The sequence below is a fragment of the Arthrobacter sp. 05T47 genome (assembly GCF_056395825.1).
This window is the reverse complement of sequence record NZ_JBFTKG010000002.1, coordinates 1-24889: the sequence shown is the minus strand read 5'-3', so window position 1 is coordinate 24889 and position 24889 is coordinate 1. Positions and strand designations below refer to the sequence as shown.

General features: G+C 67.0%; 21 protein-coding genes and 1 pseudogene. 17 read left to right on the top strand and 5 right to left on the bottom strand.

Going from position 1 to position 24889, the window contains the following annotated elements; all coding sequences use genetic code 11:
* Positions 1-45 precede the first annotated feature (45 nt).
* Complete coding sequence (locus AC1DEY_RS02185; protein WP_476866585.1) at positions 46-1209, top strand: trans-sulfuration enzyme family protein; 1164 nt, start codon at positions 46-48, stop codon at positions 1207-1209.
* A 48-nt stretch (positions 1210-1257) separates the two neighbouring features.
* Here AC1DEY_RS02185 and AC1DEY_RS02180 read toward each other — a convergent pair whose 3' ends face one another.
* On the bottom strand, positions 1258-2625 hold the full coding sequence (locus tag AC1DEY_RS02180; RefSeq protein ID WP_476866584.1) for an MFS transporter: 1368 nt from the start codon (positions 2623-2625) through the stop codon (positions 1258-1260).
* A 91-nt stretch (positions 2626-2716) separates the two neighbouring features.
* Here AC1DEY_RS02180 and AC1DEY_RS02175 point away from each other — a divergent pair, with 91 nt between their 5' ends.
* Positions 2717-3745 carry a LysR family transcriptional regulator gene (locus tag AC1DEY_RS02175; protein ID WP_476866583.1) on the top strand — a complete coding sequence of 343 codons (1029 nt, stop codon included), beginning with the start codon at positions 2717-2719 and terminating at the stop codon, positions 3743-3745.
* A gap of 159 nt (positions 3746-3904) precedes the next feature.
* Here AC1DEY_RS02175 and AC1DEY_RS02170 read toward each other — a convergent pair whose 3' ends face one another.
* Positions 3905-4966 carry a nitronate monooxygenase gene (locus AC1DEY_RS02170; protein WP_476866582.1) on the bottom strand — a complete coding sequence of 354 codons (1062 nt, stop codon included), beginning with the start codon at positions 4964-4966 and terminating at the stop codon, positions 3905-3907.
* Positions 4967-5053: 87 nt separating this feature from the next.
* Between AC1DEY_RS02170 and AC1DEY_RS02165 the strand changes: the two genes are divergently transcribed.
* The 9 genes from AC1DEY_RS02165 to AC1DEY_RS02125 all read left to right on the top strand — a co-directional run bounded on the left by AC1DEY_RS02165 (position 5054) and on the right by AC1DEY_RS02125 (position 14083).
* Entirely contained in the window at positions 5054-5956 is a 903-nt protein-coding gene (locus AC1DEY_RS02165; protein WP_476866813.1) for an N-acetylglucosamine kinase, read from the top strand.
* A 35-nt stretch (positions 5957-5991) separates the two neighbouring features.
* A complete protein-coding gene (locus AC1DEY_RS02160) occupies positions 5992-6447 on the top strand; it encodes an NUDIX hydrolase (protein ID WP_476866581.1) in 456 nt (151 codons plus the stop codon).
* Positions 6448-6873: 426 nt separating this feature from the next.
* On the top strand, positions 6874-7989 hold the full coding sequence (gene rsgA, locus AC1DEY_RS02155; RefSeq protein WP_476866812.1) for a ribosome small subunit-dependent GTPase A: 1116 nt from the start codon (positions 6874-6876) through the stop codon (positions 7987-7989).
* Between the two features lie 238 nt (positions 7990-8227).
* Positions 8228-9331, top strand: coding sequence for an ABC transporter ATP-binding protein (locus AC1DEY_RS02150; protein ID WP_476866580.1), 1104 nt, complete (start codon positions 8228-8230; stop codon positions 9329-9331).
* Positions 9331-10071 carry an ABC transporter permease gene (locus tag AC1DEY_RS02145; RefSeq protein ID WP_476866579.1) on the top strand — a complete coding sequence of 247 codons (741 nt, stop codon included), beginning with the start codon at positions 9331-9333 and terminating at the stop codon, positions 10069-10071. The genes AC1DEY_RS02150 and AC1DEY_RS02145 overlap by 1 nt, the downstream gene beginning before the upstream one ends.
* Entirely contained in the window at positions 10068-10814 is a 747-nt protein-coding gene (locus tag AC1DEY_RS02140) for an ABC transporter permease (RefSeq protein ID WP_476866578.1), read from the top strand. Before AC1DEY_RS02145 ends, AC1DEY_RS02140 begins: the two co-directional genes overlap by 4 nt.
* Positions 10811-11776, top strand: coding sequence for an ABC transporter substrate-binding protein (locus tag AC1DEY_RS02135; protein ID WP_441407314.1), 966 nt, complete (start codon positions 10811-10813; stop codon positions 11774-11776). The genes AC1DEY_RS02140 and AC1DEY_RS02135 overlap by 4 nt, the downstream gene beginning before the upstream one ends.
* A 162-nt stretch (positions 11777-11938) precedes the next feature.
* Positions 11939-13159: a pyridoxal phosphate-dependent aminotransferase gene (locus AC1DEY_RS02130; RefSeq protein ID WP_441407315.1), complete on the top strand. Its 1221-nt coding sequence runs from the start codon at positions 11939-11941 to the stop codon at positions 13157-13159.
* Positions 13160-13228: 69 nt separating this feature from the next.
* Positions 13229-14083, top strand: a complete 855-nt coding sequence (locus AC1DEY_RS02125) for a polyphosphate kinase 2 family protein (RefSeq protein WP_476866577.1) — start codon at positions 13229-13231, stop codon at positions 14081-14083.
* A gap of 48 nt (positions 14084-14131) precedes the next feature.
* On the opposite strand, the gene AC1DEY_RS02120 is transcribed toward AC1DEY_RS02125, so the two are convergent.
* Positions 14132-14362: an exodeoxyribonuclease VII small subunit gene (locus AC1DEY_RS02120; protein ID WP_441407317.1), complete on the bottom strand. Its 231-nt coding sequence runs from the start codon at positions 14360-14362 to the stop codon at positions 14132-14134.
* 75 nt (positions 14363-14437) lie between these two features.
* Entirely contained in the window at positions 14438-15721 is a 1284-nt protein-coding gene (gene xseA / locus AC1DEY_RS02115; protein WP_476866576.1) for an exodeoxyribonuclease VII large subunit, read from the bottom strand.
* A gap of 258 nt (positions 15722-15979) precedes the next feature.
* Between xseA and AC1DEY_RS02110 the strand changes: the two genes are divergently transcribed.
* Together AC1DEY_RS02110 and AC1DEY_RS02105 are read left to right on the top strand one after the other, a co-directional pair.
* Positions 15980-16840 (top strand): hypothetical protein, encoded by an 861-nt coding sequence (locus tag AC1DEY_RS02110; protein ID WP_476866575.1) that lies wholly within the window; start codon positions 15980-15982, stop codon positions 16838-16840.
* A 9-nt stretch (positions 16841-16849) separates the two neighbouring features.
* Entirely contained in the window at positions 16850-17938 is a 1089-nt protein-coding gene (locus AC1DEY_RS02105; RefSeq protein WP_441407320.1) for a 4-hydroxy-3-methylbut-2-enyl diphosphate reductase, read from the top strand.
* Between the two features lie 123 nt (positions 17939-18061).
* Here AC1DEY_RS02105 and AC1DEY_RS02100 read toward each other — a convergent pair whose 3' ends face one another.
* Positions 18062-19300: a DNA recombination protein RmuC gene (locus AC1DEY_RS02100; RefSeq protein WP_476866574.1), complete on the bottom strand. Its 1239-nt coding sequence runs from the start codon at positions 19298-19300 to the stop codon at positions 18062-18064.
* Between the two features lie 201 nt (positions 19301-19501).
* On the opposite strand from AC1DEY_RS02100, the gene ychF reads away from it, so the two are divergent.
* From ychF to AC1DEY_RS02080, 4 genes and pseudogenes are all read left to right on the top strand, one after another.
* Positions 19502-20587 carry a redox-regulated ATPase YchF gene (gene ychF, locus AC1DEY_RS02095; RefSeq protein WP_441407322.1) on the top strand — a complete coding sequence of 362 codons (1086 nt, stop codon included), beginning with the start codon at positions 19502-19504 and terminating at the stop codon, positions 20585-20587.
* A 338-nt stretch (positions 20588-20925) separates the two neighbouring features.
* The gene (locus tag AC1DEY_RS02090) at positions 20926-22707 is read left to right on the top strand and encodes an ABC transporter family substrate-binding protein (RefSeq protein WP_441407323.1); all 1782 of its coding nucleotides are present in this window, start codon (positions 20926-20928) and stop codon (positions 22705-22707) included.
* A gap of 177 nt (positions 22708-22884) precedes the next feature.
* Positions 22885-24426, top strand: coding sequence for an ABC transporter permease (locus AC1DEY_RS02085; RefSeq protein ID WP_476866573.1), 1542 nt, complete (start codon positions 22885-22887; stop codon positions 24424-24426).
* Positions 24423-24889 (top strand): annotated as a pseudogene (locus tag AC1DEY_RS02080) (ABC transporter permease); the annotation flags it as partial. The gene AC1DEY_RS02085 and the pseudogene AC1DEY_RS02080, both read left to right, overlap by 4 nt.

The window sequence follows — 24889 nt, the reverse complement described above, 5'->3', positions numbered from 1 at the left end:
CAGATACTTGCGGAATTCAATGGCGAATATTCGTAAGGAGTTAGGGTGCTTTCACAAGATTCACTGGCGGTCCACGCAGGCCGGAACGGGCTCACGGAACTGGGCGTGCACGCGGTGCCCATCGATCTGTCCACGACTGCGCCGCTGCCGTCCGTGCACGACGGCGGCCTGGCCTACGAGCACATGGCCACCGGCGGGTCGCATGCCGAAGGCCAAAGCACCGTCTACCAGCGGCTGTGGAACCCCACCGTGGCACGCTTCGAAGAAGGCGTCGCCGTCCTGGAAGGCACGCCCGAGTCGGTCGCCTTTGCCACCGGCATGGCGGCACTCAGCGCCGTGCTCCTCGCTGTGGTTGCGGCGGGCAAGAAACATGTTGTCGCCGTACGGCCCCTCTACGGCGGCAGCGACTACCTGCTCGCCTCCGGGGTCCTGGGCAACGAGGTCACCTTCACGACGCCGGAGGGCGTCCGCGGTGCGCTGCGTCCGGATACCGGCCTGGTGATCCTGGAGACGCCGGCCAACCCGACCCTCGAGCTCGTGGACATGGCCCGGGTGGCCGCCGACGCGGACGGAGTGCCGCTCCTGGTGGACAACACGTTCGCCAGCCCGGTGCTGCAGCAGCCCTTCAAACATGGTGCGGCCATGGTGCTGCACAGCGCCACGAAGTTCCTGGGCGGCCATGGCGACGCGATGGGCGGCGTGGTGGCGGCAGGCTCTGAATGGGCGGTCCGCCTGCGCCAGGTCCGGGCCGTCACCGGCGGGATCCTGACCCCGTGGCCTGCCTACCTGCTGCACCGCGGCCTGGCGACGCTCCCTGTCCGGGTCCGCGCCCAGCAGGGCGGCGCCGAAAAGGTCGCGGTGGCCCTGGCCGGGCACGGGCTCGTGAAGCGGGTCTACTACCCGGGACTGGCTGAATGCGATCCGCAGGGCCTGGTCGGCACGCAGATGTCCGGGCCGGGATCGCTCATGGCCTTCGAGCTCGCCAGCGCCGAGCACGCCGAGCGGATCCCGGCCGCCGTCGGCATGATCACGCACGCCGTTTCGCTTGGCGGGATCGACACCCTGATCCAGCACCCGGCCGGCCTGACCCACAGGCCGGTCGAGGCCGCGGCGAAGCCGCACGCCAGCCTGTTACGGATTTCGGTGGGGTTGGAGGACCCGGCCGACATTGTCGCGGATCTCGTGCAGGCGATCGAGTCGACCCGGTAGCGGGACTGGACGCCTAACCGGATCCGGCGCCGAGCCGGACGCGGCAGTCTAAGCGGACATCGCCGCGTTCCCTGATGCCGCCTTGCCGGTTCCTGCCGCCGCCTTGCCGGCGGCGGGAGCGGCAGGTCCGGCTGCGGGCGCCGAGGCGGGATGCGCGACGGCGGTGATTGCCGCCGTCGCGCATGCCAGTCCGATGACCGTCAGGGCGAGGGCCGTCCAGCCGAGCCCCTGGAAGATCAGGCCGCCGGCCCAGCCGAGCACGCTGGAGCCGAGGTAGTAGGCGAGGTTGTACAGCGAGGCGGCCTGCGCGCGGCCTGTCGTGGCGATCACGCCGGTCCAGCCCGAGCCGATGCTGTGGGCCGCGAAGAAGCCGGCGGTGAACAGCAGCAGTCCCACGAGGATCAGGGCCAGTAGCTGCGTGAGCGTCAGGGCCAGGCCGGCCGCCATCAGCGCGGTGCCGGCAATCAGGACGGTGCGCCGGCCGAACCGGGAGGTCAGCCCGGCTGCCCAGCGCGCCGAGACGGTTCCGGAGAGGTAGGCCAGGAAGATCAGGCTGATTGCGGTGGCCGGCAGGCTGAATGGTTCCCCGGACAGCCGGAAACCGAGGTAGTTGTAGACAGCCACGAAACCGCCCATGAGCAGGAACGCCTGGACGTAGAGTGCCAGCAGCCGGGGATTGCGGGCATGCCCGGCCAGGGTGGCCATGGCACCGCGGAATCCGGCCGCGGACGCGGCGGTGAATCCCTGTGCCCGCGGGACGAGGACGAGGAACAGGACAGCCGCGCCGGTAGCCAGGACGGAGACGGCCAGGGCGGCGGCCCGCCATCCCCACAGTTCGCCGACAGGCCCGGCGACCAGCCGGCCGGCCAGGCCGCCCAACGTGGTCCCGGCGACATAGCTCCCGGCAGCGAGCGCGGCGTGGGCCTTGTTGACCTCTTCGTTGAGGTAGGCGATCGCGATGGCGGGGATCCCGCCAAGGGCCATTCCCTCAAGCATCCGCAGGCACAGCAGCACGGGGAAGCTGGGGGCCAGGGGGACCAGCAGGCCCAGGACAGTGGCCGCCGAGATGCCCCACATCATCGCCCGGACGCGGCCGATCCGGTCAGCCAGGAAGGACCATGGCAGAACGGTCAGGGCCAGCCCCACCGTCGCCAGGGAGATCGTCAGAGCGGCCTCCGCTGCCGAGATCTTCAAGTCCGTCGCCAGGAGCGGCAGGACCGCCTGGGTGGAGTAGAGCTGGGCGAAGGTCGCGACGCCGGCAAAGGCAAGCCCGGCGAGAATCCGGCGGTAGGCCGCGGAGCCTTTCGGATGCCCGGCCCACGCAGCAGCGCCGGCCTTATGACCAGCTGCAGGAGCGGCCGCGAGATTGGCCACGGGACTGGGACCGGCACTGGAGCGTGCGGAAAAGCGTGGCATACCCTCAGGCTAGAACGTGTCCAAGGGATGCTTCCAATGCATCATTTCCATAGAATAGATAGCAAATATGGAACGATGCCGCGGAGGCCGCATGGACGTCGAACACAAGCAGCTCGTGCAGTTGCTGCCCCTCCTGCCGCTGCTGGCAGAACTCGGGCGGACGGAGCACATCACCGAGACTGCCGAGCTCCTGGGTGTGCCGCAGTCGACGGTGAGCCGTGCCATTGCGCGTGCCAGCGCCATCGTGGGGACGGAGCTCTTGGTCCGGGACGGCCGCGGCGTTCGGCTGACGCCGGCGGCGAAGGCTCTCCTGCCCCACATAGACGCCGCCCTGGGTGAATTCCAGACAGGACTCGACCTTGTCCGGCACGAGTCCGAAGTGGTCCGCGGCCGGGTCGCCGTGGCCTTCCAGCACACCTTCGGCGAGGCGATGCTGCCGCTGCTCATCAGTGCGTTCCGGAGCCGGCACCCGCAGACAGCCTTTGACCTCAGCCAGGGCGCACGGGACGGCTGCCTGGCTGAACTGGCCGCGGGTTCCGCAGACCTGGCCCTGACCGCGCCCGTTGCCACCCCAAGCAGAACCATCAGTTCGGCCGCGCTCTACCGGGAACCTCTGCGCCTGGTGGTGCACCACCGTCATCCCCTGGCCGGCCGCCGTCGGGTCCGGGTTGCCGAGATCCGGCAGGAGCCGTTCGTGGCGATGGGTTCCGGCTATGGCATGCGCTCGCTGACCGATGCGTTGTTCCGGGAGGCCGGATTCCGCCCCCGCATTGCCTTCGAGAGCCAGGACTCGCACACCGTCCGTGGACTCGTCTCGGCCGGGCTCGGCGTCAGCATACTGCCGCCGGGAGGCTCCGCACCCGGCAGAGCCGTACCAGACAGCCAGGACCCGTCGCCCGGGACCGGGACCGGAGCCGACGACGGCGGGCCGGGGTGGGTGGAGATTGCCCTGGATTCGGCGCTGGCGTTCCGTGAGATCGGCCTGGCGTGGCGGGAGCCGGTCTCGCGGAATGCCAGGGCCGATGCCGAGCCCGACTCCGTGCGCCTGTTCCGCGAACTCGTGCTGCGCGACGGGCCTGCGCTCCTGGCAGGCTTCGTGCGCGAACGCTCGGCAGGCTGAGCCGGGCCGACTTGTGCGCCGGGGCCGCCCAAGCCCCTGAGGCCGCCCAGGCCGCTGAGGTCGCCGGAAGCGTGCGAAATCGCCGTAAGACATCCGCGGTTTCGCACGCTTCCGGCGATTTCGACGCCGGTGTGTCGGTGTGTGTGGGTGCGTCGGGCGTCAGCGGCCGGCGAGCAGTCCGCGCACGACGTCGGCCACGGGGCCGGCCTGGGCCTGCTGCCAGCCCGTGCCCGCCCACAGGTTCAGGCGCTCCGCGTCTCCCGCTGCGGCGGCCGCGGCCCGGATGGGGGCCGTGAGGTGGTGAATGGCCGGGTAGCCAACAGGTGCCTCGGGGTGGTCGCGGACAAATTCGTTCTCCAGGGAGCGGGCCTGCCGGCCGGTGAAGGCGCGGGTCAGCCGGGTCCGGCTGAAATGCGGATCGGCCAGGGCATCCTTGTGCAGCCGCCGGGTGCCGGCTTCATCAGTGCGGAGGAACGCCGTGCCCAGTTGGGCGGCAACCGCGCCCGCGCGCAGCACAGCATCGAGCCCCGCAGCATCCATGATGCCGCCCGCGGCCACCAGCGGGAGGCCGACGTCGGACCGCACCTGGGCGACCAGCTCCGCCGTCGTGCCGGCCGCCTCGGATCCGCTGGCCTGGGATCCGCCAGCTTGCAATCCCAAGGCCGGAAGGAACGCCCCGCTGTGCCCGCCGGCGCTCGCGTGCTGCACCACGAGTGCGTCCACCCCCTGGTCTGCCGCCTGCAGGGCCTCGGCCACGGTGGTGACAGTGGCAAGCACCGCCGAGCCCGCCCGCTGCAGGGCGGTGACGACGTCGGGACCCGGGAGGCCGAAGGCGAAACTCACCAGCTCCACCGGGTCCGCCAGCAGGGCCTCGATCTTGCCCTGCCACTGGTCATCGTCATCGAGCCGAAGCTGCGGGAGCTCCACGCCGTAACGCCGGGCATCGGCCACCAACTGCAGCCGGTAGTCCTCGAGTTCCGCCAGCACCGATGCCGGCGACGGCAGCTGGGCCGGGTCCGGAACGAAGACGTTCATGCCGAACCGGGCTCCGGACGCCCGGGTAGCCCGGATATCCGCCTGCATGGCACCCACGCTCTTGTACCCGGCCGCCAGGAAGCCCAGCCCGYCGGCGCGGTGCACGGCCTCGACAAACGCCGGCGTGGAAGTTCCTCCGGCCATGGGCGCCGCGATGACGGGTGTGCCGACAAGATCGTAGGGCAATGCGGGCTCCTTGCAGCGATTCAGTAACCTGTTCGAGTGACTAACACTGATATGCCGCCGGCGGCGGACTCCGTTCCATCTTCCACCATGCCATCCGACGCTGCGGTGACGGGTGCCGTGATTGGCCTGGACATCGGCGGCACCAAAACCCGGGGCGTCCGGTTCGAAAACAGCGCGCCCGTGGCCGACGAATCAGTGGGCAGCTCCAACGTCCAGAACGTCACGCCCGAGGAAGCGGCCCGCAACCTGGCAGAACTCTTCGCCAGGATCGGCGGGGGAGACGTCGCCCAGGTCTACGTCGGAGCCGGCGGGATCGACACTGACGACGACGCCGCGGCCCTCGCGGCACTGATTGCCCCCCACGTGCCCGGCGCGCGGATCACGGTGGTCCACGACACCCGTCTGCTGCTTGCTGCGGGCGGCGCCAGCACCGGCGTCGCAGTAATCGCCGGCACTGGCTCGGCGGCGTGGGGCAGGAACAGCCGCGGCGGGGAAGCCCGGGCCGGCGGCTGGGGCTACCTGCTCGGCGACGAGGGCAGCGGCTACTGGCTGGGCCGGGAGGCCGTCCGCCACAGCCTGCGGCGGATGAACCAGGGGCTGGAACCGGACGAACTCAGCAGCGCCCTGCTGGCATCCTGCGGTGTGGACCACCCCAACATGCTGATCGCACTCTTCCACTCGCCCGCGACCGGACGCCGCTTCTGGGCCCAGCAGGCCCGGCTCGTGGTGGAAGCTGCCGGCGCCGGCCACGCGCCAAGCCAGGCCCTCATGGACCAGGCCGGGAGCGACCTCGCCGAGCTCGCCGCGCAGACCGTCCGGCAGCTCGGCCTCGAGGGTCCCGTCATCCTGGGCGGCGGGCTCGGCATGAACGTGCCGCGCCTGCAGGAGTCCTTCCGCGCGGCACTTGCCGCCGCGGGGATCACCGATGTCCGGGTCCTGGAGCAGGAACCCGTCTTTGGAGTGCTCCAGTTGGTGGCCGAACAGCAGTAGCAGGAGCGAATCCCTCCGGCTACTACGCTGGAGGGATGAGCATGCAATTCGATACCCGGCCCGCCGCCTACGCTGTCATCATCCGTGATGCCGAGATCCTCCTGGCGTACTGGAAGCAGGACGGCCGCGAGGGCTGGACGCTGCCCGGCGGCGGGCTGGACCTGGCCGAACACCCGGTGGACGGCTGCCGCCGCGAGATCCACGAGGAAACCGGCTACAACGCCGAGGTCGGCGTGATGCTGGGCATCGACGTCGGCCACTGGCCGTCGGAGGTCCGGCTCGACGGCGGCGAGCGGGACTTCCAGTCGCTCCGGCTCGTCTACGAGGCGACGATCACAGGCGGGGAACTGCGCCACGAAGTAAATGGCAGCACCACCCACGCGGCCTGGATTCCGCTGGATGCGGTGGCCGAGCTGAACCGAGTGTCGCTGGTGGATGCCGGACTGCGTCTGTACCGCGAGAGGCCGCTGAACGGAAAACTTTCCGGCTAAATTGCTGGCCAGGCGCGGGCGCCTTGGCTATTCTGTAGAAACCGCCCGGCCGCGGACGCCACAGCAGGCCACAGCAGGCCACAGCAGGCCGGCAAACGATGGGGAGGTGGAAGCAATGAATGCGATATTTCTGAGTGCTCAGCGCACCGAATCAAGCCACGTCATTACTCCTGCCCCGTCCCACGGCGCGGCCTAGCCATTCAGCGCTAGTTTCCACGCACCCGCGGCACACGCCGCCCGCAGCGTATCTGCGCCGCACCACGGGGCCCCATCAAAGGGTTTTCGTTGATCATTCATGCTGCATCCCAGGGCGCCCGCAGCGCCCAGTCCACTGATTCCGCATCTTCCCTTGAAGGGCTTTCCCCTGAAGGATCCGCCTATGAGGACAGCCCCGCCGGCCCTGTCCGTTACGGCTACACGGCCGGAATCGCGGAGCGGTTCGCGGCCCATCCCGTGTCGGGGGGCCACCGCCCGGGCCGCGTCATCCGGGTAGACCGCAACCTTGTCCTGGTGGCCGACTGCGACCGGACCGCCCACCTGCCCTACCCTCGCGGAGGGGACCTTCCCGCCACCGGGGACTGGGTCTGGCTGGGTTCGAATGCGGCGGGGGAGCCCGCCATCGTAGGCATCCTGCCGCGCCACTCGGAGCTGAGCCGGAAGCGTGCCTTCGAGTCCTCCTCCGAGGCGCAGGTCCTTGGCGCCAACATGGACGTCGTCGGCATCGTCGTCCCCGTGGACCGGCCGCTCACGCACAACCGCCTGGAACGGACGCTGGTTGCCGCGTGGGACTCCGGCGCCAAACCGCTCGTGATCATCACGAAGGCGGATCTCGCGGATCTCGCGGACGACGTCGTGGGGACGGTCGTGCGCCAGGCRGCCGGCGTYGACRTCGTCACCACCTCCGCCGARWAMGGCGACGGCCTSGACGAAGTGCTGGGCCATCTGCCGCCCGGCGGCACSCTGGTGCTGCTGGGACCATCGGGTGCCGGCAAGTCCACGCTCATCAATGCRCTCGCCGGGGTCCAGGCCCAGGAGACCGGGGCAGTCCGCGCCGGCGACGGAAAGGGCAGGCACACCACCACCTCCCGCGAACTGGTTCCCCTGCCCGGCGGTGCCGTCCTGATGGACACCCCGGGGGTGCGCGGCTTCGGGATCTTCGACGCCGAGGAAGGCATGGAAGAAATGTTCGGCGACCTCGAAGAACTCTTCGGCCACTGCCGGTTCTCCGACTGCGCCCACGGCGGGGAACCCGGCTGTGCCGTCCAGGCCGCACTCGCCGACGGCGTCCTGGATGACCGCCGGTGGGCCAGCTACCTGAAGCTGCAGCGCGAGCTCGCCGCCCTGGCCCGCCGCCATGACGCGGCGGCCCGGCGGGCCTACCAGCGCGAATGGCACCAAAAAATCGCGGTGGCGGGCAAGAGCCAGCGGGCAGCCGAACGGGAAAACCACGAAAACGGTCCGGGCCACGGCAAGAACAGCGGCAAGGGCGGCAACGGCAAAGGCAAGAGCGGGGCCAAGAACGGCCGGCAGCGGCCCCGCTGAGGCAACCGGCGCTGCCCCAACGCTCCGGGTGCCGCGCCGGAGGCATTTTCGGCGTGGCACCCATCCGGATTCGTTGTGCTTCCGAAGCCTTACGGGAGCCGCGGCGCCGCTGACTGCATTTCCATGACATTGTCATGAGTGCTGGTTAGTCTAAGTGCTAACTGCTTTATGGCCAGCACACTGATGAAGTTGGCTGGTCCCTGTCGATGTTGCCACCAACAGTTAGGTAAGCCCGGAAATGGCCGAAGCCATGATCGAGTTCCAGAACGTCACGAAGCAGTACCAGGGTGGCCAGCCCGCCGTCGACGGGCTGACCATGTCCATCGACAAGGGCGCCATCACCGTGTTCGTGGGACCCTCCGGCTGCGGAAAAACCACCTCCCTGCGGATGATCAACCGCATGGTGGAGCCCACCTCCGGCGTCATCACCGTCGACGGCGCCGACGTCACCTCGGTGCCCGCCGCGCAGCTGCGGCGGTCCATGGGTTACGTCATGCAGTCCTCCGGGCTGATGCCGCACCGCTCGGTGCTGGACAACATCGCCACCGTTCCCCGGCTGAACGGGGTATCCAAAACCGAAGCCCGCAAGCGCGCCCAGGAACTGCTCGACGTCGTCGGGCTGGCTTCCTCGCTCGGCAAGCGGTACCCGTCTCAGCTCTCGGGCGGCCAGCAGCAGCGCGTCGGCGTGGCCCGGGCGCTCGCGGCCGATCCTCCCGTGCTGCTCATGGATGAGCCCTTCAGTGCCGTGGACCCTGTGGTCCGCGACGAACTCCAGAAAGAGCTGCTCCGGCTCCAGCATGACCTGGCAAAGACGATCGTCTTCGTCACCCACGACATCGACGAGGCCACCGTCCTGGGCGACAAAGTTGCCGTCTTCGCCGTCGGCGGCAAACTGGCGCAATACGCCGCCCCCGCGGAGATCCTGCGGGCTCCGGCAAACGAGTTCGTGGCCGCCTTCGTGGGCCGCGACCGCGGATTCCGGCACCTGGCCTTCAGCCCCTCCGACGGCGTCACCATCCACCCCGTCCGGACGGTCACATCCGAACTGCTCCAGCAGGAGGGGAGCTCCGATGAATGGCAGCTGGTGGTCGATGACACGCTGCGCCCCCTCGGCTGGGCCGGGCCCGGCACTGCCACCGGTGCCGGTCCGGCGATGGTTCCCGGCGGCTCCCTGTTCCGCAAGGGGGACACGCTCCGCCGGGCCCTGGACGCGGCGCTGTCCTCCCCGTCCGGTCTCGGCGTCGCCGTGGACGACGACGGCCGGGTGGCCGGCGTCATCGCGGCCTCCGAAGTCCTCGCCGTGATCGAGTCTGACCGCAGCATCCGGCACAGGGGGCTCTGATGCAGTGGTTCCTGGCCAACAGCGCACAGGTCTTCAGCCTCGCCGGCCAGCATCTGATCCTGGCCATCCTGCCGATGGTGTTCGGGATCCTCATCGCGGTCCCGCTGGCCCAGCTCGCCCGGCAGAACCGGGGGCTTCGGTCCACGGTGCTCACAGGCTCCTCGCTGCTCTACACGATCCCGTCCCTTGCGCTTTTCATCATCCTGCCCACCATCATCGGAACCCGGATCCTGGATCCCGTCAACGTGGTCGTGGCCCTGACCATCTACGCGGTCGCCCTGCTGGTGCGCGCCGCGCTGGATGCCTTTGACTCGGTGGACGAGGACCTGCGGCAGGCCGCCGTCGCCATGGGTTTCAAACCCTTCGCCCGCTTCATGCAGATCGACCTGCCGCTGTCCCTGCCGGTCATGTTCGCCGGGCTGCGAGTGGTCTCGGTCAGCAACATCTCGCTGGTCAGCGTCGCGGCGCTCCTCGGCATCGGCAACCTCGGAATGCTCTTCACCTCTGGGCTGCAACGCGATTTCGTCACCGAAGTGGTGGTGGGCATCATCGCCATCCTGATCCTCGCGCTGCTGATGGACTCCATCCTGGKCCTTCTCGAATGGCTGCTGACTCCCTGGACCCGCGCGGCGGGGGCCAAGGGTGCCGGTGCCGATTCGGACGCCGGCCAGGACAAGACGGGTGCCCCTGCCGCGGCGATGCGGCTTTCGCGTCCCAAGACCGGAGGGGCAAACGCATGAGCAATGTCGTCACGGACACCTTTGCCTGGCTCACCGATCCGGCGAACTGGTCCGGCAGCGCCGGAATACCCACCCGGCTGGCCGAACACCTGTTCTACACGGGCCTGGTGATGGTGATCGCCACGGCCATCGCCGTCCCCATCGGCCTGTACGTCGGGCACACCGGCCGCGGGCGGGTTGCCATCGTGGCACTCGCCGGCGCGCTGCGGGCCCTGCCCACGCTCGGCCTGCTCACGCTGTTCGTGCTGCTCGCCGGCATCGGCCTGATGCCGCCGATCTGGGCCCTGGTGATCCTCACGGTGCCGCCCCTGCTGGCCGGCACCTACGCCGGGATCTCCAGTGTGGACCGCAATGTGGTGGACGCCGCCCGCGCCATGGGCATGACCGAATGGCAGGTCCTGTTCCGGGCGGAATTCCCCAACGCGCTGCCCGTGATGTACGGCGGCTTCCGGACCGGGGTGCTCCAGGTGATTGCCACGGTCTCCGTGGTCGCCTACATCAACCTGGGCGGCCTGGGCCGCTACCTGTTCGACGGGCTCGCGCTTTCGGACTTCCCGCAGATGCTGGGCGGCTCACTGCTGATCGCGGCCCTCGCCATCGCCGTCGACCTTGTCCTTGCCCTGATTCAGAGGCTGTTCCTGTCACGGGGCGCCTCGTCACAGCCAAACCGCAGCCAGCAGGCTGCGGTTGATCTCACAGATCCCGTACTCGCGGGGACTGTTGTTCAAGGAGGTACGTCATGAAGGAATCCCGCCCACCAGCCCTCGGCAGGCGCGCATTCGGCGCCGTGGCCGCCGGCGTCGGACTGGCCATGGCCCTGTCCGCCTGCGGAGGCTCATCCAACCCGCTCAGCTCGGCCCCGGCCAGCAGCGGTGCCGCCTCCGGTTCCGGCGGCGCCCTGGTGATCGGTTCCGCCGATTTCCCGGAGAGCCAGATCCTGGCAGAGGTCTACGCCGGCGCCCTGAACGCCGCGGGTGTCACCGCCAGCACCAAGCCGAACATCGGCTCGCGCGAGGTCTACATCAAAGCAGTCCAGGACGGCTCCGTGGACGTCGTTCCCGACTACAGCGGCAACCTCCTGCTGTACGTAAACAAGGACGCCACCGAGGTCTCCGCAGAGGACATCGCAAAGGCCCTCCCCACCAAGCTCCCACAGGGCCTGGCCGTGCTGGACGCCTCCAAGGCCGAGGACAAGGACGCCATGGTGGTCACGAAGGCCACCGCCGAAAAGCACCAGCTGAAGTCCATCGAGGACATGGCCAAGGTATGCGGCGATCTCGTGATTGGCGCCCCGGCGACCTTCGCCGAGCGCGCCTACGGGCTGCCCGGGCTGGCGAAGAACTACAACTGCGTGCCGAAGAAGCTCGAACCGTTCAGCGACGGCGGCGGCGCCGTCACGCTTAAGGCACTGCTCTCTGACCAGGTCCAGGTCGCAGACATCTACACCACCACCCCCTCCATCCCGGACAACGACCTCGTGGTGCTGGAGGATCCGAAGAACAACTTCATCGCCCAGCAGGTGCTGCCGCTGTACAACACGGCCAAGATGACGGACAAGGCGAAGGAAGCCCTCAACTCCGTGTCCAAGGTCCTCACCACCGAAGACCTCATCAACCTCAACCGTGCCGTGAGCGGCAGCCAGAAGCAGAACCCGAAGGATGCCGCAGACGCGTGGCTGAAGGAAAAGGGCATCGTCAAGCAGTAGCGAGACTTTTGACTGCCGACGACTGACTGCAACCGTTTGGCTGCCACCGACGCCGGTGTCCGGGCCCACAGCCCGGACGCCGGCGTCGTTGTTGTTACTGCCCGGTCAGCGTGTGAGTCATGTCTCAACGGAAGTACATCCGCCATATGGCATATTTGATGAATGGCAGAATTCAAGCAGTCCACCAAGCTTCATAATGTCCTTTACGACATCCGTGGACCGATTCTTCAGGCCGCCCAGCAGATGGAGGCGGAGGGTCACCGGATCCTCAAACTGAACATCGGTAACCCGGCCCCTTTCGGGTTTGAAGCGCCGGACGCCATTTTGGTGGACATGATCCGCCACCTGCCGCATGCCCAGGGCTACAGCGACTCGCGCGGCATTTTCTCGGCCCGCACCGCCGTCTCGCAGTACTACCAGACCCGCGGGATCCAGAACATCCACGTGGATGACATCTATCTCGGCAACGGTGTCAGCGAACTGATCACCATGTCGCTCATGGCCCTGCTCGACGGCGGCGACGAGGTCCTGATCCCCACCCCGGACTACCCGCTATGGACGGCCTCGGTTGCCCTCGCCGGCGGCAAGCCCGTGCACTACCTCTGCGACGAGGAAACCGGCTGGCAGCCCGACCTCGAGGACATGGAAGCGAAGATCACCCCGCGCACCAAGGGCATCGTGATCATCAACCCCAACAACCCCACCGGCGCGGTGTACCCGGAATCCACACTGAAAAAGATCGTCGCCCTCGCCGAGAAGCACGGCCTGGTGCTCTTCGCCGACGAAATCTACGAGAAGATCCTGTACGAAGACGCGGTGCACGTGAACCTCGCCGCCCTCACCGGCGACGACGTCCTGTGCCTGACCTTCAGCGGACTCTCCAAGGCGTACCGGGTGTGCGGATTCCGGGCCGGCTGGATGGCCATCTCCGGGCCGAAAAAAGACGCCGCGGACTATCTTGAGGGCATCAACCTGCTGGCCAACATGCGCCTGTGCGCCAACGTGCCGGCCCAGCACGCCATCCAGACTGCCCTCGGCGGCTACCAGAGCATCAACGACCTGATCCTGCCCGGCGGACGCCTCCTGGAGCAGCGGAACAAGGCCTACGACATGCTCAACGCCATCCCGGGCGTCAGCACGCAGCAGGCCCGCGGGGCCATGTACCTGTTCCCGAAGCTGGACCCCGAGGTCTTTCACATCCGCGACGACGAGAAATTCGTGCTGGACCTGCTCCGCGAACAGAAGATCCTGCTCTCCCACGGCCGGGCGTTCAACTGGGTCCGGCCGGACCACTTCCGGATGGTGACACTGCCAAACGTCAAGGACCTCGAGGAAGCAATCAACCGGATGGCGGACTTCCTGAGCCGATACAAAGGGAACTAGGCTTCGTCTCAGCAGCGCTGCTGGTCGAACGCCCGGCAGGCGGACTGCCCAAACCGGAAAGAGGCTTTGATGGCAGATGTCGTGGACTTCGACGAACACCCTTCCGAAACCCTGAAGACAGGGAAGAAGTTCAGCCTCCAGGACGTCGACCCCGGCTCCACACCGGGCTACGACGGTGACAAGGCTGCCGGGGAAAAGCTGCTCAGTGAACTCGACGGCAAGCTGACGCAACTGCAGGAGCAGCTCTTCGCTGAGTCCCGGACCGGCGGGAAGAAGCGTGTGCTGCTGGTCCTGCAGGCGATGGACACCGCGGGCAAGGGCGGAATCGTCAACCATGTGATGGGCCAGATGAATCCCCAGGGCGTGCAGCTGAAGTCGTTCAAGGCGCCCACCCCCGAGGAGCAGTCCTACGACTTCCTCTGGCGGATCGAAAAGGAAGTGCCCGCTGCCGGCATGGTGGGCGTCTTTGACCGCTCCCACTATGAGGATGTSCTGATCCACCGGGTGCACCGCTGGGCSGACGCCRAGGAACTGGAGCGCCGCTACCGSGCCATCAACGAATTCGAGGCCCGGCAGACGGCCGCCGGAACGAAGATCGTCAAGGTCATGCTGCACATCAGCCGCGGCGAGCAGCAGGAACGGCTGCTCGCCCGTCTGGAGGATCCAGCCAAGAGGTGGAAGTACAGCAGCAACGACCTTAAGGAACGGGCCTTCTGGGGCGACTACATGGACGCTTACCAGGCCGCGTTCGAGCAGACCAGCTCCGAGCACGCGCCCTGGCACGTCGTCCCGGCTAACAAGAAGTGGTACGCCCGCATCGCCGTGCAGCAACTCCTCCTGGAAGCACTCGAAGGCATGAATCTCCAATGGCCGGTTCCGGACATGGACCTTGACATGGAGCGCGAACTGGTCCAGCGCTCCTGAACTGCGCTTTTAGAGGGCCGGTGACAGCCGTCTTTGCAGGGCTGGTGCCTAGCTCTTTTCGGCGGCGTGGTCCCGGGCCGCGGCGAGCCGCTTGCGGGCGCCTTCGAGCCATTGTTCGCAGCGCTTGGCCAATGCCTCGCCGCGCTCCCAGAGTGCGAGGGATTCCTCCAGGCTGGCGCCGCCGGCCTCCAGCTTGCCGACCACGGCGACGAGCTGCTCGCGGGCGTCCTCGTAGCTGAGGGCCTCGATGTCGGCGTTGGGGATTGATTCTGCTGCCATGTGCGTGCTCCTTGGTTGGTGCGGTCTCTGCTTCCGCAATGTCTTTTCCTGCAGTGGTTAGGCGTGTCCGCCGGGTCACTCCTCGGCCGGCTCCTGGCCGCCCGTGGACTGGGCGGTGAACCGGCCGCCTGCCACCCGTACCGTGAGGTCCGTGCCTGCGGGCGCCTGCGAAGGGTGCCGCACCACGTCCCGGTGCGTCGCCGCGGCTGTTCCATCGCCGGCGAGCTGGACCACGGCGTAGCCTCGATCCAGCGTTTTCTGCGGCGAGAGCGCGCGCACCTGCGCCTTGAGGTGGACCAGCTGGTCCGCGGCCCGGACGACGGCCGTACTGATGGCCGCATGCGCACGGCCCTTGAACCTTTCAACGTCGTCGTGGCGGTGGGTGATCATGACGTCGGGGGAGAGCAGCACCGGGCGGGAGCGCAAGGATGCCAGCCGGTCGCCCTCGCGCTCGACGAGCCGGGTAACCCCGCGCCTGAGCTGGTCACGTGCCTGCCGGACCCGGACGAGCTCTTCCGCGACATCAGGAACGATCCTCTTCGCGGCATCGGTGGGCGTCGAGGCCCTGAGGTCTGCGACGTCGTCGAGGATGGGCCGGTCCGCTTCGTGCCCGATCGCACTCACCACGGGGGTGGAAGCGTCCGAGACGGCCCGGATGAGCTCCTCGCTGCTGAACGGCAACAGGTCCTCGAGCGCGCCTCCGCCGCGGGCAATGACGATGACATCGACGACGGGGTGGGCATCAAGCTCCCGCAATGCCGCGACCATCTGGGCTACGGCGGTGTTGCCTTGGACGGCGACCTCGCGGATCTCGAATTCGACGGCCGGCCAGCGGAGGGCAGCGTTGCGCAGCACATCCTTCTTGGCGTCAGAGTCCCGCCCGGTGATCAGGCCGATCCGGTGCGGGAGCAGCGGAAGCCGCTTTTTGCGGGAATCGGCAAAGAGCCCTTCGGCGGCGAGGGCCTGGCGCAGCCGTTCGATCCGCGCGAGGAGGTCGCCGAGCCCCACGGGACGGATGTCCTTCACGGACATGTTCAGGCGGCCCGTCTTGAGCCAAAATTCGGCCTTGATCAATGCCACAACCCGGGAACCGCGTTCCAGYGGAGCGGCCTGACGGTCCAGAACGGTGGTCCAGACCGACGCCGGCAGCGAGATTTCGGCGTCGATGTCCCGCAGCGTCAGGTAGGCGTTGCTGCCGCGCCGGTTCAGCTCGATCACCTGCCCCTCAATCCATGCCGAGGGTGCGCGGTCGATGTGCATCTTGAGCTTCTGGGACAGCAACTGCAGCGGCCACGGGTTGTCCGGGCTGGTTTCAGCTGCGGTGGCCGGCAGTGTCGTGGCCGCCGCGTCCTCAGGCATGCGAGGGTTCCATGGCCCGGAGTGCCTGCGGGAGTGCCTTGTAGGGGGCCCTGTGCATATGTGTGCGTGTCCTTTGCTGCGTGCCCTTGTTGGGGGGACTGCCGGCGGCCCCGCTTTTGCGGCGGGTGGGTGCCGGCCGGCAGCCGGAAGTTGTCACTTTCAACTCTATCCATAGCTCTACCACCGGGGCCCGACTTTATGGCCGCGCCCGGACCCGTCCTAGGATGGGAGGGACGCCATCAACCTCCTAGGAATCCTTTGCGCACTTTTGTCTCCGCCGCCGCCGTCCTCATCGGGCTCGTGATGACCGCCGTCGCGGTTCCAGCCATGTGGGTGGACCGGAACATCGTCCAGGAAGAGGGCTTCGTGGCGCTGACCGCGCCGCTGGGCAAGGACCCGGCCTTCCAGCAGCGGCTGGCCAGGGCCGCCGTCGCCGGCGTGGCCTCCAGCGCCGGCATCCCCGAAGCCTTGACGGAGTTGGCACGCCCGGTCCTGGACAAAGCGGCCCAGTCACTGACGGGACTGCCCGGCTACTCGGAGGCCTGGGCTGAAACCCTGCGCAAGAGCCACCGCCTCACGTTCGCCGACCCCAGCACGCTGCCGCCGGAGGTCGATGGCACCTCTTCGCTCACCCTCGATGTCGCGCCGCTTGCCGGGCTTGTGGCCAAGCAAGTCGCCGACGCGACCACCCTTCCGCTGGAGGCCCCCGGACAGGTGCTGATCCATATCGGGCAGTCCGACCAGCGCCAGTGGATTGAACGTGTCACCGTCTACGCCCCGATGGGGTACGCCGTTGCCGTCGGCGCGGCCATCGCTTTCGCCCTGGCCTTTGTCGCGGCCCGACGCCGGTGGACCGTCCTGGCCGGCATGGGCCTTGGTGCGCTGGTGCTTGCCGGTGCGTGGAAGCTGGCCGGCGATGCCGCCGGGGCCGCCGTCGCCCGGACCTCGAGCGGCAACGATGTGGCGGAGCTCTTCAAGAACGAATTTGTCGCCGCATGCTCGGCCAGCTTCGGCCAGTGGATTGCCGCGACCGCCGTGGCGGGCGGTGCCCTGCTGGTCGCCGGACTTGCTGTCCGCGTTCTCGGGGGCCGCAAAAGGGCCAACATTGAACACCGGTAGCATGGGAGCATGACCACCACCGCTGTTTCCGTTCCGATGCCATCCGTACCGCGCCGACGGCGTTCACCGGAAGACGTCCTGGCGGCGGCCCCCGTCGCCGGACCGAAAAAGGTCCTGCTCGCGGCCCCGCGCGGCTACTGTGCCGGCGTTGACCGTGCAGTCATCGCGGTGGAAAAAGCCCTGGAGCACTACGGCCCGCCGGTCTACGTCCGCAAGCAGATCGTGCACAACGTCCACGTGGTCAGCTCCCTTGAAGAGAAGGGGGCCATCTTCGTCGACGAAACCGACGAGGTCCCCGAGGGCGCCCTCGTGATCTTTTCCGCGCACGGCGTCTCGCCCGCCGTCGTCCAGTCCGCCGAGGACCGCGGCCTGCGCACCATTGACGCGACCTGCCCGCTTGTCACCAAGGTGCACCGCGAAGCCGTACGCTTCGCCAAGGACGACTTCGACATCCTGCTGATCGGCCACGACGGCCATGAGGAAGTCGAAGGCACCGCCGGCGAGGCCCCCGAACACATCCAGATCATCAACGGCCCGCACGAGGTGGACAAGGTCACGGTCCGCGACCCGGAGAAGGTCATCTGGCTCTCGCAGACAACCCTCAGCGTGGACGAAACCATGGAGACCGTCCGGCTCCTCAAGGAGCGGTTCCCCACCCTGCAGGACCCGCCCAGCGACGACATCTGCTACGCCACCACCAACCGCCAGGTGGCCATCAAGAAGATCTCGCCCCAGGCGGACCTCGTGATCGTTGTGGGTTCCGCCAACTCATCGAATTCCGTCCGCCTTGTGGAGGTCGCCTTGGAATACGGCGCGAAGGCCTCCTACCGGGTGGACTTCGCCAACGAGGTCGATGAGGCCTGGTTCGAAGGCGTGGCCACCGTGGGCGTGACCTCCGGGGCCTCCGTCCCCGAAGTGCTTGTCAAGGACGTGCTCCGGCTGCTGGCCGACTATGGCTACGGATCCGTAGAGGAAGTCGTCACCGCCGAGGAAGACCTCCTGTTCTCCCTGCCCAAGGAGCTCCGGGCCACCCTGAAGCAGGCCGGCGACGTCACGCGCGCCCTCGGCGGCCGCGGCACCCGCCCGGAACAGTCCTAGTCAACAGTCGTAGGGGCTGAACCGTCCTCGGCCGGTTCAGCCCGTGCACTGAACAGCCCTGTGCACTGAACAGCCCCGTGCACAGAACAGCCCCGTGCACAGAACCGTCGGACCTGATCAGTCCTAGGCCGCGGACTCTTCGGTCTCGTCACGGGATTGCAGCTCCGGGGCCGCGACCGCCCGCGGCGCCACCTCGACTGCTGGGGGAGTGGCCAGGCCGGCGGCTTCCAGGGCGTTGAGCTTCCTCGCTGTGGGCAGGACCCTGGCCTCCAGGGTCCCGACCATCGAGTTGTACCGCTCCACCGAGGTCTTCAGCGAGGACCCCAGCTTGGTGACGTTCTCGCCGAGGGTACCCATCCGGTCGTAGAGCTGCCGCGCGAGCTCGAAGAGTTCCCGGGCGCTGTCCGTCAGCACGTCCTGGCGCCACGTGAACGCCACCGACTTGAGCACCGCCAGCAAGGTGCCGGGGGAAGCCAGGACCACGCTCTTGGACAGCGCGTAATCCAGCAGTGCCGGGTCCGCCGAGAGGGCGGCCGCCAGGATGGACTCCGCCGGCAGGAAGCAAACCACCAGCTCCGGCGAATTGCCGGGGATGTCCCAGTACTTCTTGCTGCCCAGCGCGTCCACGTGGGCCTTGAGGGCCTTGGCATGGGCGGCCAAGTGCACCTGCTGGCTGCCGGGCAGCTGGGATGACGGCTGGCCTGCCTGCGCTGCGCCAAGGTCCTGGGCAGCCAGATACGAAGCCAGGGGAACCTTCGCGTCGACAACGAGCTGCTTGTCACCGGGCAGCTGGACCACGAGGTCGGGCCGGAGGCTGCCGTCGGGGCCGGCGCCGTGGGCCTGCCCGCTGTGGACCTGTTCGTGGAAATCCACATGCCGCAGCATGCCTGCCGCCTCGACCACCCGGCGCAGCTGGACCTCCCCCCACTGCCCGCGGGCGCTGTTGGAGCGCAGGGCGGACTCCAGCGCATGGGTGGACCGCAGCAGCTGCTCGTCGGACAGCCGGGCCTCCTGCAGCTGCTGGGCGAGCTGTCCGTACTGTTCCAGCCGGTCGCGTTCGAGCAGCGACACCTGTTGCTGCACCGCCGTAAGTTTCTCCGCCACCGGAGCCAGCGCCCGGAGCACACTGCCGTCCTGGTTCCGTGACTCGCCCAGCTCCCTGTTCTGGGCCGCGAGAAGGCGCCTCTCGGCGTCGGCGGCGGCGAATTGGGCGCTGACCTCGGACAGCCGGGCCGAGACGGCGTCGAAGTCGTGTTCCACGGCCACATTTTGCCGGCGGAGCAGGACATAGACGGCCCCGGCGCCGGCAACGGCGCCCGTGAGCAACATGAGCAGGGCGAGAATCAGTGCAAAAGCATCCATGGCTTCACTCTGGCATGCCCCTGTGACAGTTTTGGCTTCGACGCCCGGGAGCGCGCCGAACACGCAAGGGCCGACGCTCCGGCCGCTGCCCTGCTTGCCGGCCGCGCACAGGGCCGCGCACAGGTCTGGGCGCCGGCCTGCGCGCCGGTCCGTGCCGGCCGCCGCAAAGATCTCCCGCGGGTGCGGGTAGAATATATGCTCGTGGCACTTACTATTGGCATCGTCGGACTGCCCAACGTCGGCAAATCAACCCTTTTCAACGCACTGACCCGCAACCAGGTCCTCGCGGCGAACTACCCGTTCGCCACGATCGAGCCCAACATCGGCGTCGTGAACCTGCCGGACGCCCGGCTCGAAAAGCTCGCCGGCATCTTCGGCTCCGCGCGCCTGCTGCCCGCCGCCGTGTCCTTCGTGGACATCGCAGGCATCGTCAAGGGCGCCTCCGAGGGCGAAGGCCTGGGCAACCAGTTCCTCGCCAACATCCGCGAGGCCGAGGCCATCGCCCAGGTTGTGCGCGTGTTCGATGACCCGGACGTCATCCACGTCGACGGCAAGGTCGATCCCAGCTCCGACATGGAGACAATCAACACCGAACTGATCCTGGCCGATCTGCAGACGATCGAAAAAGCCATCCCCAGGATCGAAAAAGAAGTAAAGATCAAGAAGCGGGAGGCGGCCGAGCTGGCAGCCATACTGGCGGCGCAGGCCGTGCTGGAACGCGGCGACACCATTTTCTCCTCCATCAAGAGCGACAAGCTGGAGATGGAGCACCTCAAGGAACTCGGCCTGCTGACGGCCAAGCCCTTCATCTACGTCTTCAACGCCGACGAGGGAATCCTCGGCAACCCGGAGAAGCAGGCTGAACTGCGTGCCCTCGTGGCCCCGGCTGACGCCATCTTCCTGGACGCCAAGCTCGAGTCCGACCTGGTCGAGCTCGACGAGGCGGAAGCCCGCGAAATGCTGGAAATGAACGGCCAGGATGAATCCGGGCTGGACCAGCTGGCCCGCGTCGGCTTCCACACCTTGGGACTGCAGACCTACCTCACGGCCGGCCCCAAGGAAACCCGTGCATGGACCATCCGCCAGGGCGACACCGCCCCGCAGGCGGCCGGCGTGATCCACTCCGATTTCCAGCGCGGTTTCATCAAGGCCGAGGTCGTCTCGTTCGACGACCTCATCGAGGCCGGCTCCATGGCTGAGGCGAAAGCCCGCGGCAAGGTCAGGATCGAAGGCAAGGAATACATCATGGCCGACGGCGACGTGGTCGAATTCCGCTTCAACGTCTAACAGCTCACCGCCCGGCGGAGCGGTAATTCAGCCAAGTAATTAAGGATTAACTGGAGGCCCCGATTTTCGGATCGGGGCCTTTTCCTGTGTCCGGCTCTTTTATCCTTTTGTTACGCCGCCGTCAACGCTTTTGTGGAAAGCTGGCCTTGCGGAACTTGCCCAATGTTGCAGCTCGGTAACGAACTTTACAGTGAGTCAACTTTGGTGGCTCCGAGTGGCATTTGGGGATTACGCTTCATGCCATGTGAGACGGGCCACACTGCCGCTGGGGGAGTGTGGACGTCTGTCTGGTGCCTTTGGCGCCGGTCTCACCCACACCACAGAAACAAGGAGGCGGAATGCGCTTGGGTCGTATTTCCAAAGCAGTGGGCGTGGCGGCAGCAGCTGCCATCGCCCTCAGCGCCTGCGCAGGCAACAGCGGCGGGACAACCCCGACCACTGCGGCCGCAGCAAGCAAGCAAGGCGGATCGGCAACCGTAGTAGAGGTCAACGCGTTCAACACGTTCAACCCGAACACGGCTGACGGAAACACTGACATCAACTCGAAGATCAGTTACGCCACCCACTCGGGCTTCTTCTACATCGACAACAAGCTCAACGTTGTCCGCAACGAGAAGTTCGGCAAGATGGAAAAGGTCTCTGACGATCCGCTGACGGTCAAATACACCATCAACGACGGCGTGAAGTGGTCAGATGGAACGCCCGTCACCGCAGCCGACCTTGTGCTGCAGTGGGCCGCTTTCTCCGGCTACTACAACGACGCCGATGCGGCCGCGAAGACCGGAACGTCCTACTTCTCATACGCCGGTGACCCCACCGGCATTGGCCTCACCGACTTCCCGGAACTCGGCGACGATGGCCGCAGCATGACGCTGAAGTACTCCAAGCCGTTCGCGGACTGGGAAATCGCCATCGGCGGCCCCGGCATCGACATCCCGGCCCACGTCCTCGCCAAGAAGGCCGGCCTGGCCGACACCAAGGCGTTCATCGACCTGCTCAAGGGCATGCCGCGCGGCGACTCCAAGGCCCCGAAGCCGGCCAACGCGCAGCTGAAGGCCATGGCGGACATGTGGAACACCGGCTTTGACACCAAGACCCTGCCGGCCGACCCGAGCCTCTACCTCTCCAACGGCCCGTTCATCGTCAAGAGCGTCAACCAGGACCAGTCCCTGACCATGGTCAAGAACAAGGACTACAACTGGGGCCCGGAAGCCAACCTGGACGAAATCACCGTCCGCTACATCGGTGAGGCCCCGGCCCAGGTCCAGGCACTGAAGAACGGCGAAGCCGACATCATCGCCCCGCAGGCATCCGCCGACACCGTGGAGCAGCTCAAGGCCCTCGAAAGCCAGGGCGTGACGGTCGACGTCGGAAACCAGCTTGCCTACGACCACATCGACCTGAACTACTCGGGCCCGTTTGCCGACAAGAACGTCCGCGAGGCGTTCATGAAGGCCGTCCCGCGTGCGGACATCGTCGACAAGATCGTCAAGAAGCTTGATCCGAAGGCTGCACCGCTTGACTCCCAGCTGTTCGTGCCGGACCAGGCGCCGTACGCCGACTCCGTCAAGAACAACGGTTCCTCCGCCTACCAGGGCGTGGACATCGACGGCGCCAAGAAGCTCCTCAACGGTGCCACCCCCGAAGTTCGCATCATGTACAACAAGGACAACCCCAACCGTGTTGACGCCTACTCCCTGATCAGCGAGTCCGCCACCAAGGCCGGCTTCAAGATCGTCGACGGCGGCCTCGGCAAGTCTGACTGGGGCAAGGCMCTCGGAAACGGCAGCTACGACGCCACCATCTTCGGCTGGAGCAACTCCGGCGTCGGTGTCTCCGGCGTTCCGCAGATCTTCAAGTCCGGCAACGACTCCAACTTCAACCAGTTCAGCGATCCCGAAGCCGACAAGCTGATGGACGAACTGATTGTCACCACCGACAAGAGCAAGCAGGACGGCCTCGTTGCGCAGATCGACAAGAAGATCTGGGATTCTGCCTACGGCCTTCCGCTGTTCCAGTCGGTTGGCGTGGACGCGTACAGCGACCGCGTCACCGGTGTGAAGTACATGCCGAACCAGACCGGCGTTTGGTGGAACTTCTGGGAATGGGCACAGAAGTAGCCCGCGACCCTAAGTAACACTGCTGGAAAGGCGTCGGGACCACTGTTCTTCGGTCCCGACGCCTTTCTGGCGATATCCTGGCGATGCCGTGGTCCCGCCGCCACATCGGCGGGAACCGGCCAAACTCCGCGACCGGTCCGGGCAATCCCCGGGCCCGAATTCCGAGGTTCTATTCCAATGGTGACCTACATCTTCCGGCGGCTTGTGACTGCCGCCCTCATTCTTCTCGGTGCGTCCTACTTCGTGTATCTCCTGACAGCGGCGTCCGGCGATCCCCTGGAGGAATTCCGCGCCAACAACTCGCCGCAGAAGCAGCAGCTCATCGATTCGAGGACCGAGCTCCTGCAGCTGGACACCCCCGCCCCGCTKCGGTATTTCAAATGGTTCGGCGGCGCGGTCCAGTGCCTCATCCCGTTCGCCAACTCCTGTGACCTCGGGAAAAACATCGCCGGCCAGCCCGTCACCGAGGCCCTCGGCTTCGCGCTCGTCCAGACCCTGACCCTGGTCACCGCGGCCACCGTGCTCGCCATCCTTGTCGGCATCACCCTGGGCATCGTCACCGCCCTGCGGCAGTACAGCACCCTGGACTACGGTGTCACGTTCATGGCCTTCCTGTTCTTCTCCCTGCCGATCTTCTGGGTCGCCGTCCTGCTCAAGGAATTCGGCGCCATCGGCTTCAAYAACTTCCTGCGAAACCCCGACGTGCCGCTGACGACGGCGCTCGGCATCGSCGTCGTCGTCGGCGCKGTGACAGCCGTGGCGGTGGGYGGAGCGATGCGYCGCCGGCTCCTGGCCGGCGGGGTYGCCTTCGCCTTCGTCACCGCGGTGCTCATCTACTTCTCCGCCACYGAGTGGTTCAAGACGCCGGGGCTGGGCCCTGTGGTCATCGCCATCGCCGGCGCCGGCATCGCCTTCGCCGTGACMCTGCTCTCCGCCGGACTGAAAAACCGCAAGGCCCTGCACTCGGCCCTCATCGCCGTCGGCGTCGGCGTCGTTCTGTACTTCGTCCTCCAGCCGYTGCTKAAYGAGGCCACGTTCATCATGATCGTGCTGCTGGCGGTCGCCTTTGTCCTGATCGGCGTGGGCATCGGCTACCTGGTGGGCGGTTATGACCGCGGGCAGTCCATGCGGGCGGCAGCCATCACCTCGTTCCTGGTCGGGTTCCTGATTCTGCTGGACCGGTACATGCAGGCCTGGCCGACCTACTTCAACAACAGCCGTGTGCGGGGCCGCCCCATCGCCACCATCGGTGCCACTACACCGAACATTGASGGTGACTTCTGGGTTCTGAGCCTCGACTCSTTTACCCACCTGATCCTGCCSACCGTGGCCCTGATCCTYATTTCGCTGGCCAGCTACACTCGGTTCACCCGCTCCTCGATGCTGGAAATCATGAACATGGACTACATCCGCACGGCCCGGGCCAAGGGCCTGAGCGAGCGGACCGTYGTCATGCGCCACGCCTTCCGCAACGCCCTGATCCCGATCGCCACGATCGTCGCCTTCGACATCGGAGCATTGATCGGCGGTGCCGTCATYACCGAAACCGTCTTCTCGGTCCGCGGYATGGGCTTCCTGTTCCTGGACGGGATCGCGCACGTCGATCCCAACCCGGTCATGGGCGTCTTCATCTGCGTCGCCATCACGGCCATGGTYTTCAACCTCATCGCGGACCTGGCCTACTCCGCACTGGATCCGCGCGTAAGGGTAAAATCATGAGCCAGCCAAGYCAGCAGGAAGTCATCATGGCCGAAGATGCAGCCTCGCGGACATCGCCCGCGGCCGGCATTGARCCGGTCCTCGAGGCCAAGGGCCTCAGCCAGGGCCAGATCGTCCGAAAGCGGTTCCTCGGACACTCCGGCGCCATCATCGGCCTCGTGGTGTTCTCCTTCATTTTCATCCTGGCCTTCACCTCCGTGGGCTTCATGGGCATCCCAGGCTGGTGGAAGTACACCCACGAGCAGGTCTCACCCCTGGTCAACGACGGCGCACCCACCTCCTCATTGTGGCCGTTGGCCTGGGGCGAACATCCGTTCGGCCAGGACCGGATCGGCCGTGACCTGTTCGCCATGACCATGCGCGGCGCGCAGCAGTCCATCACCATCATGCTCGTGATCGGCCTCCTCGCCGGCCTGATCGGCGTGGTAGTCGGGGCCATCTCCGGCTACTTCCGGGGCTGGGC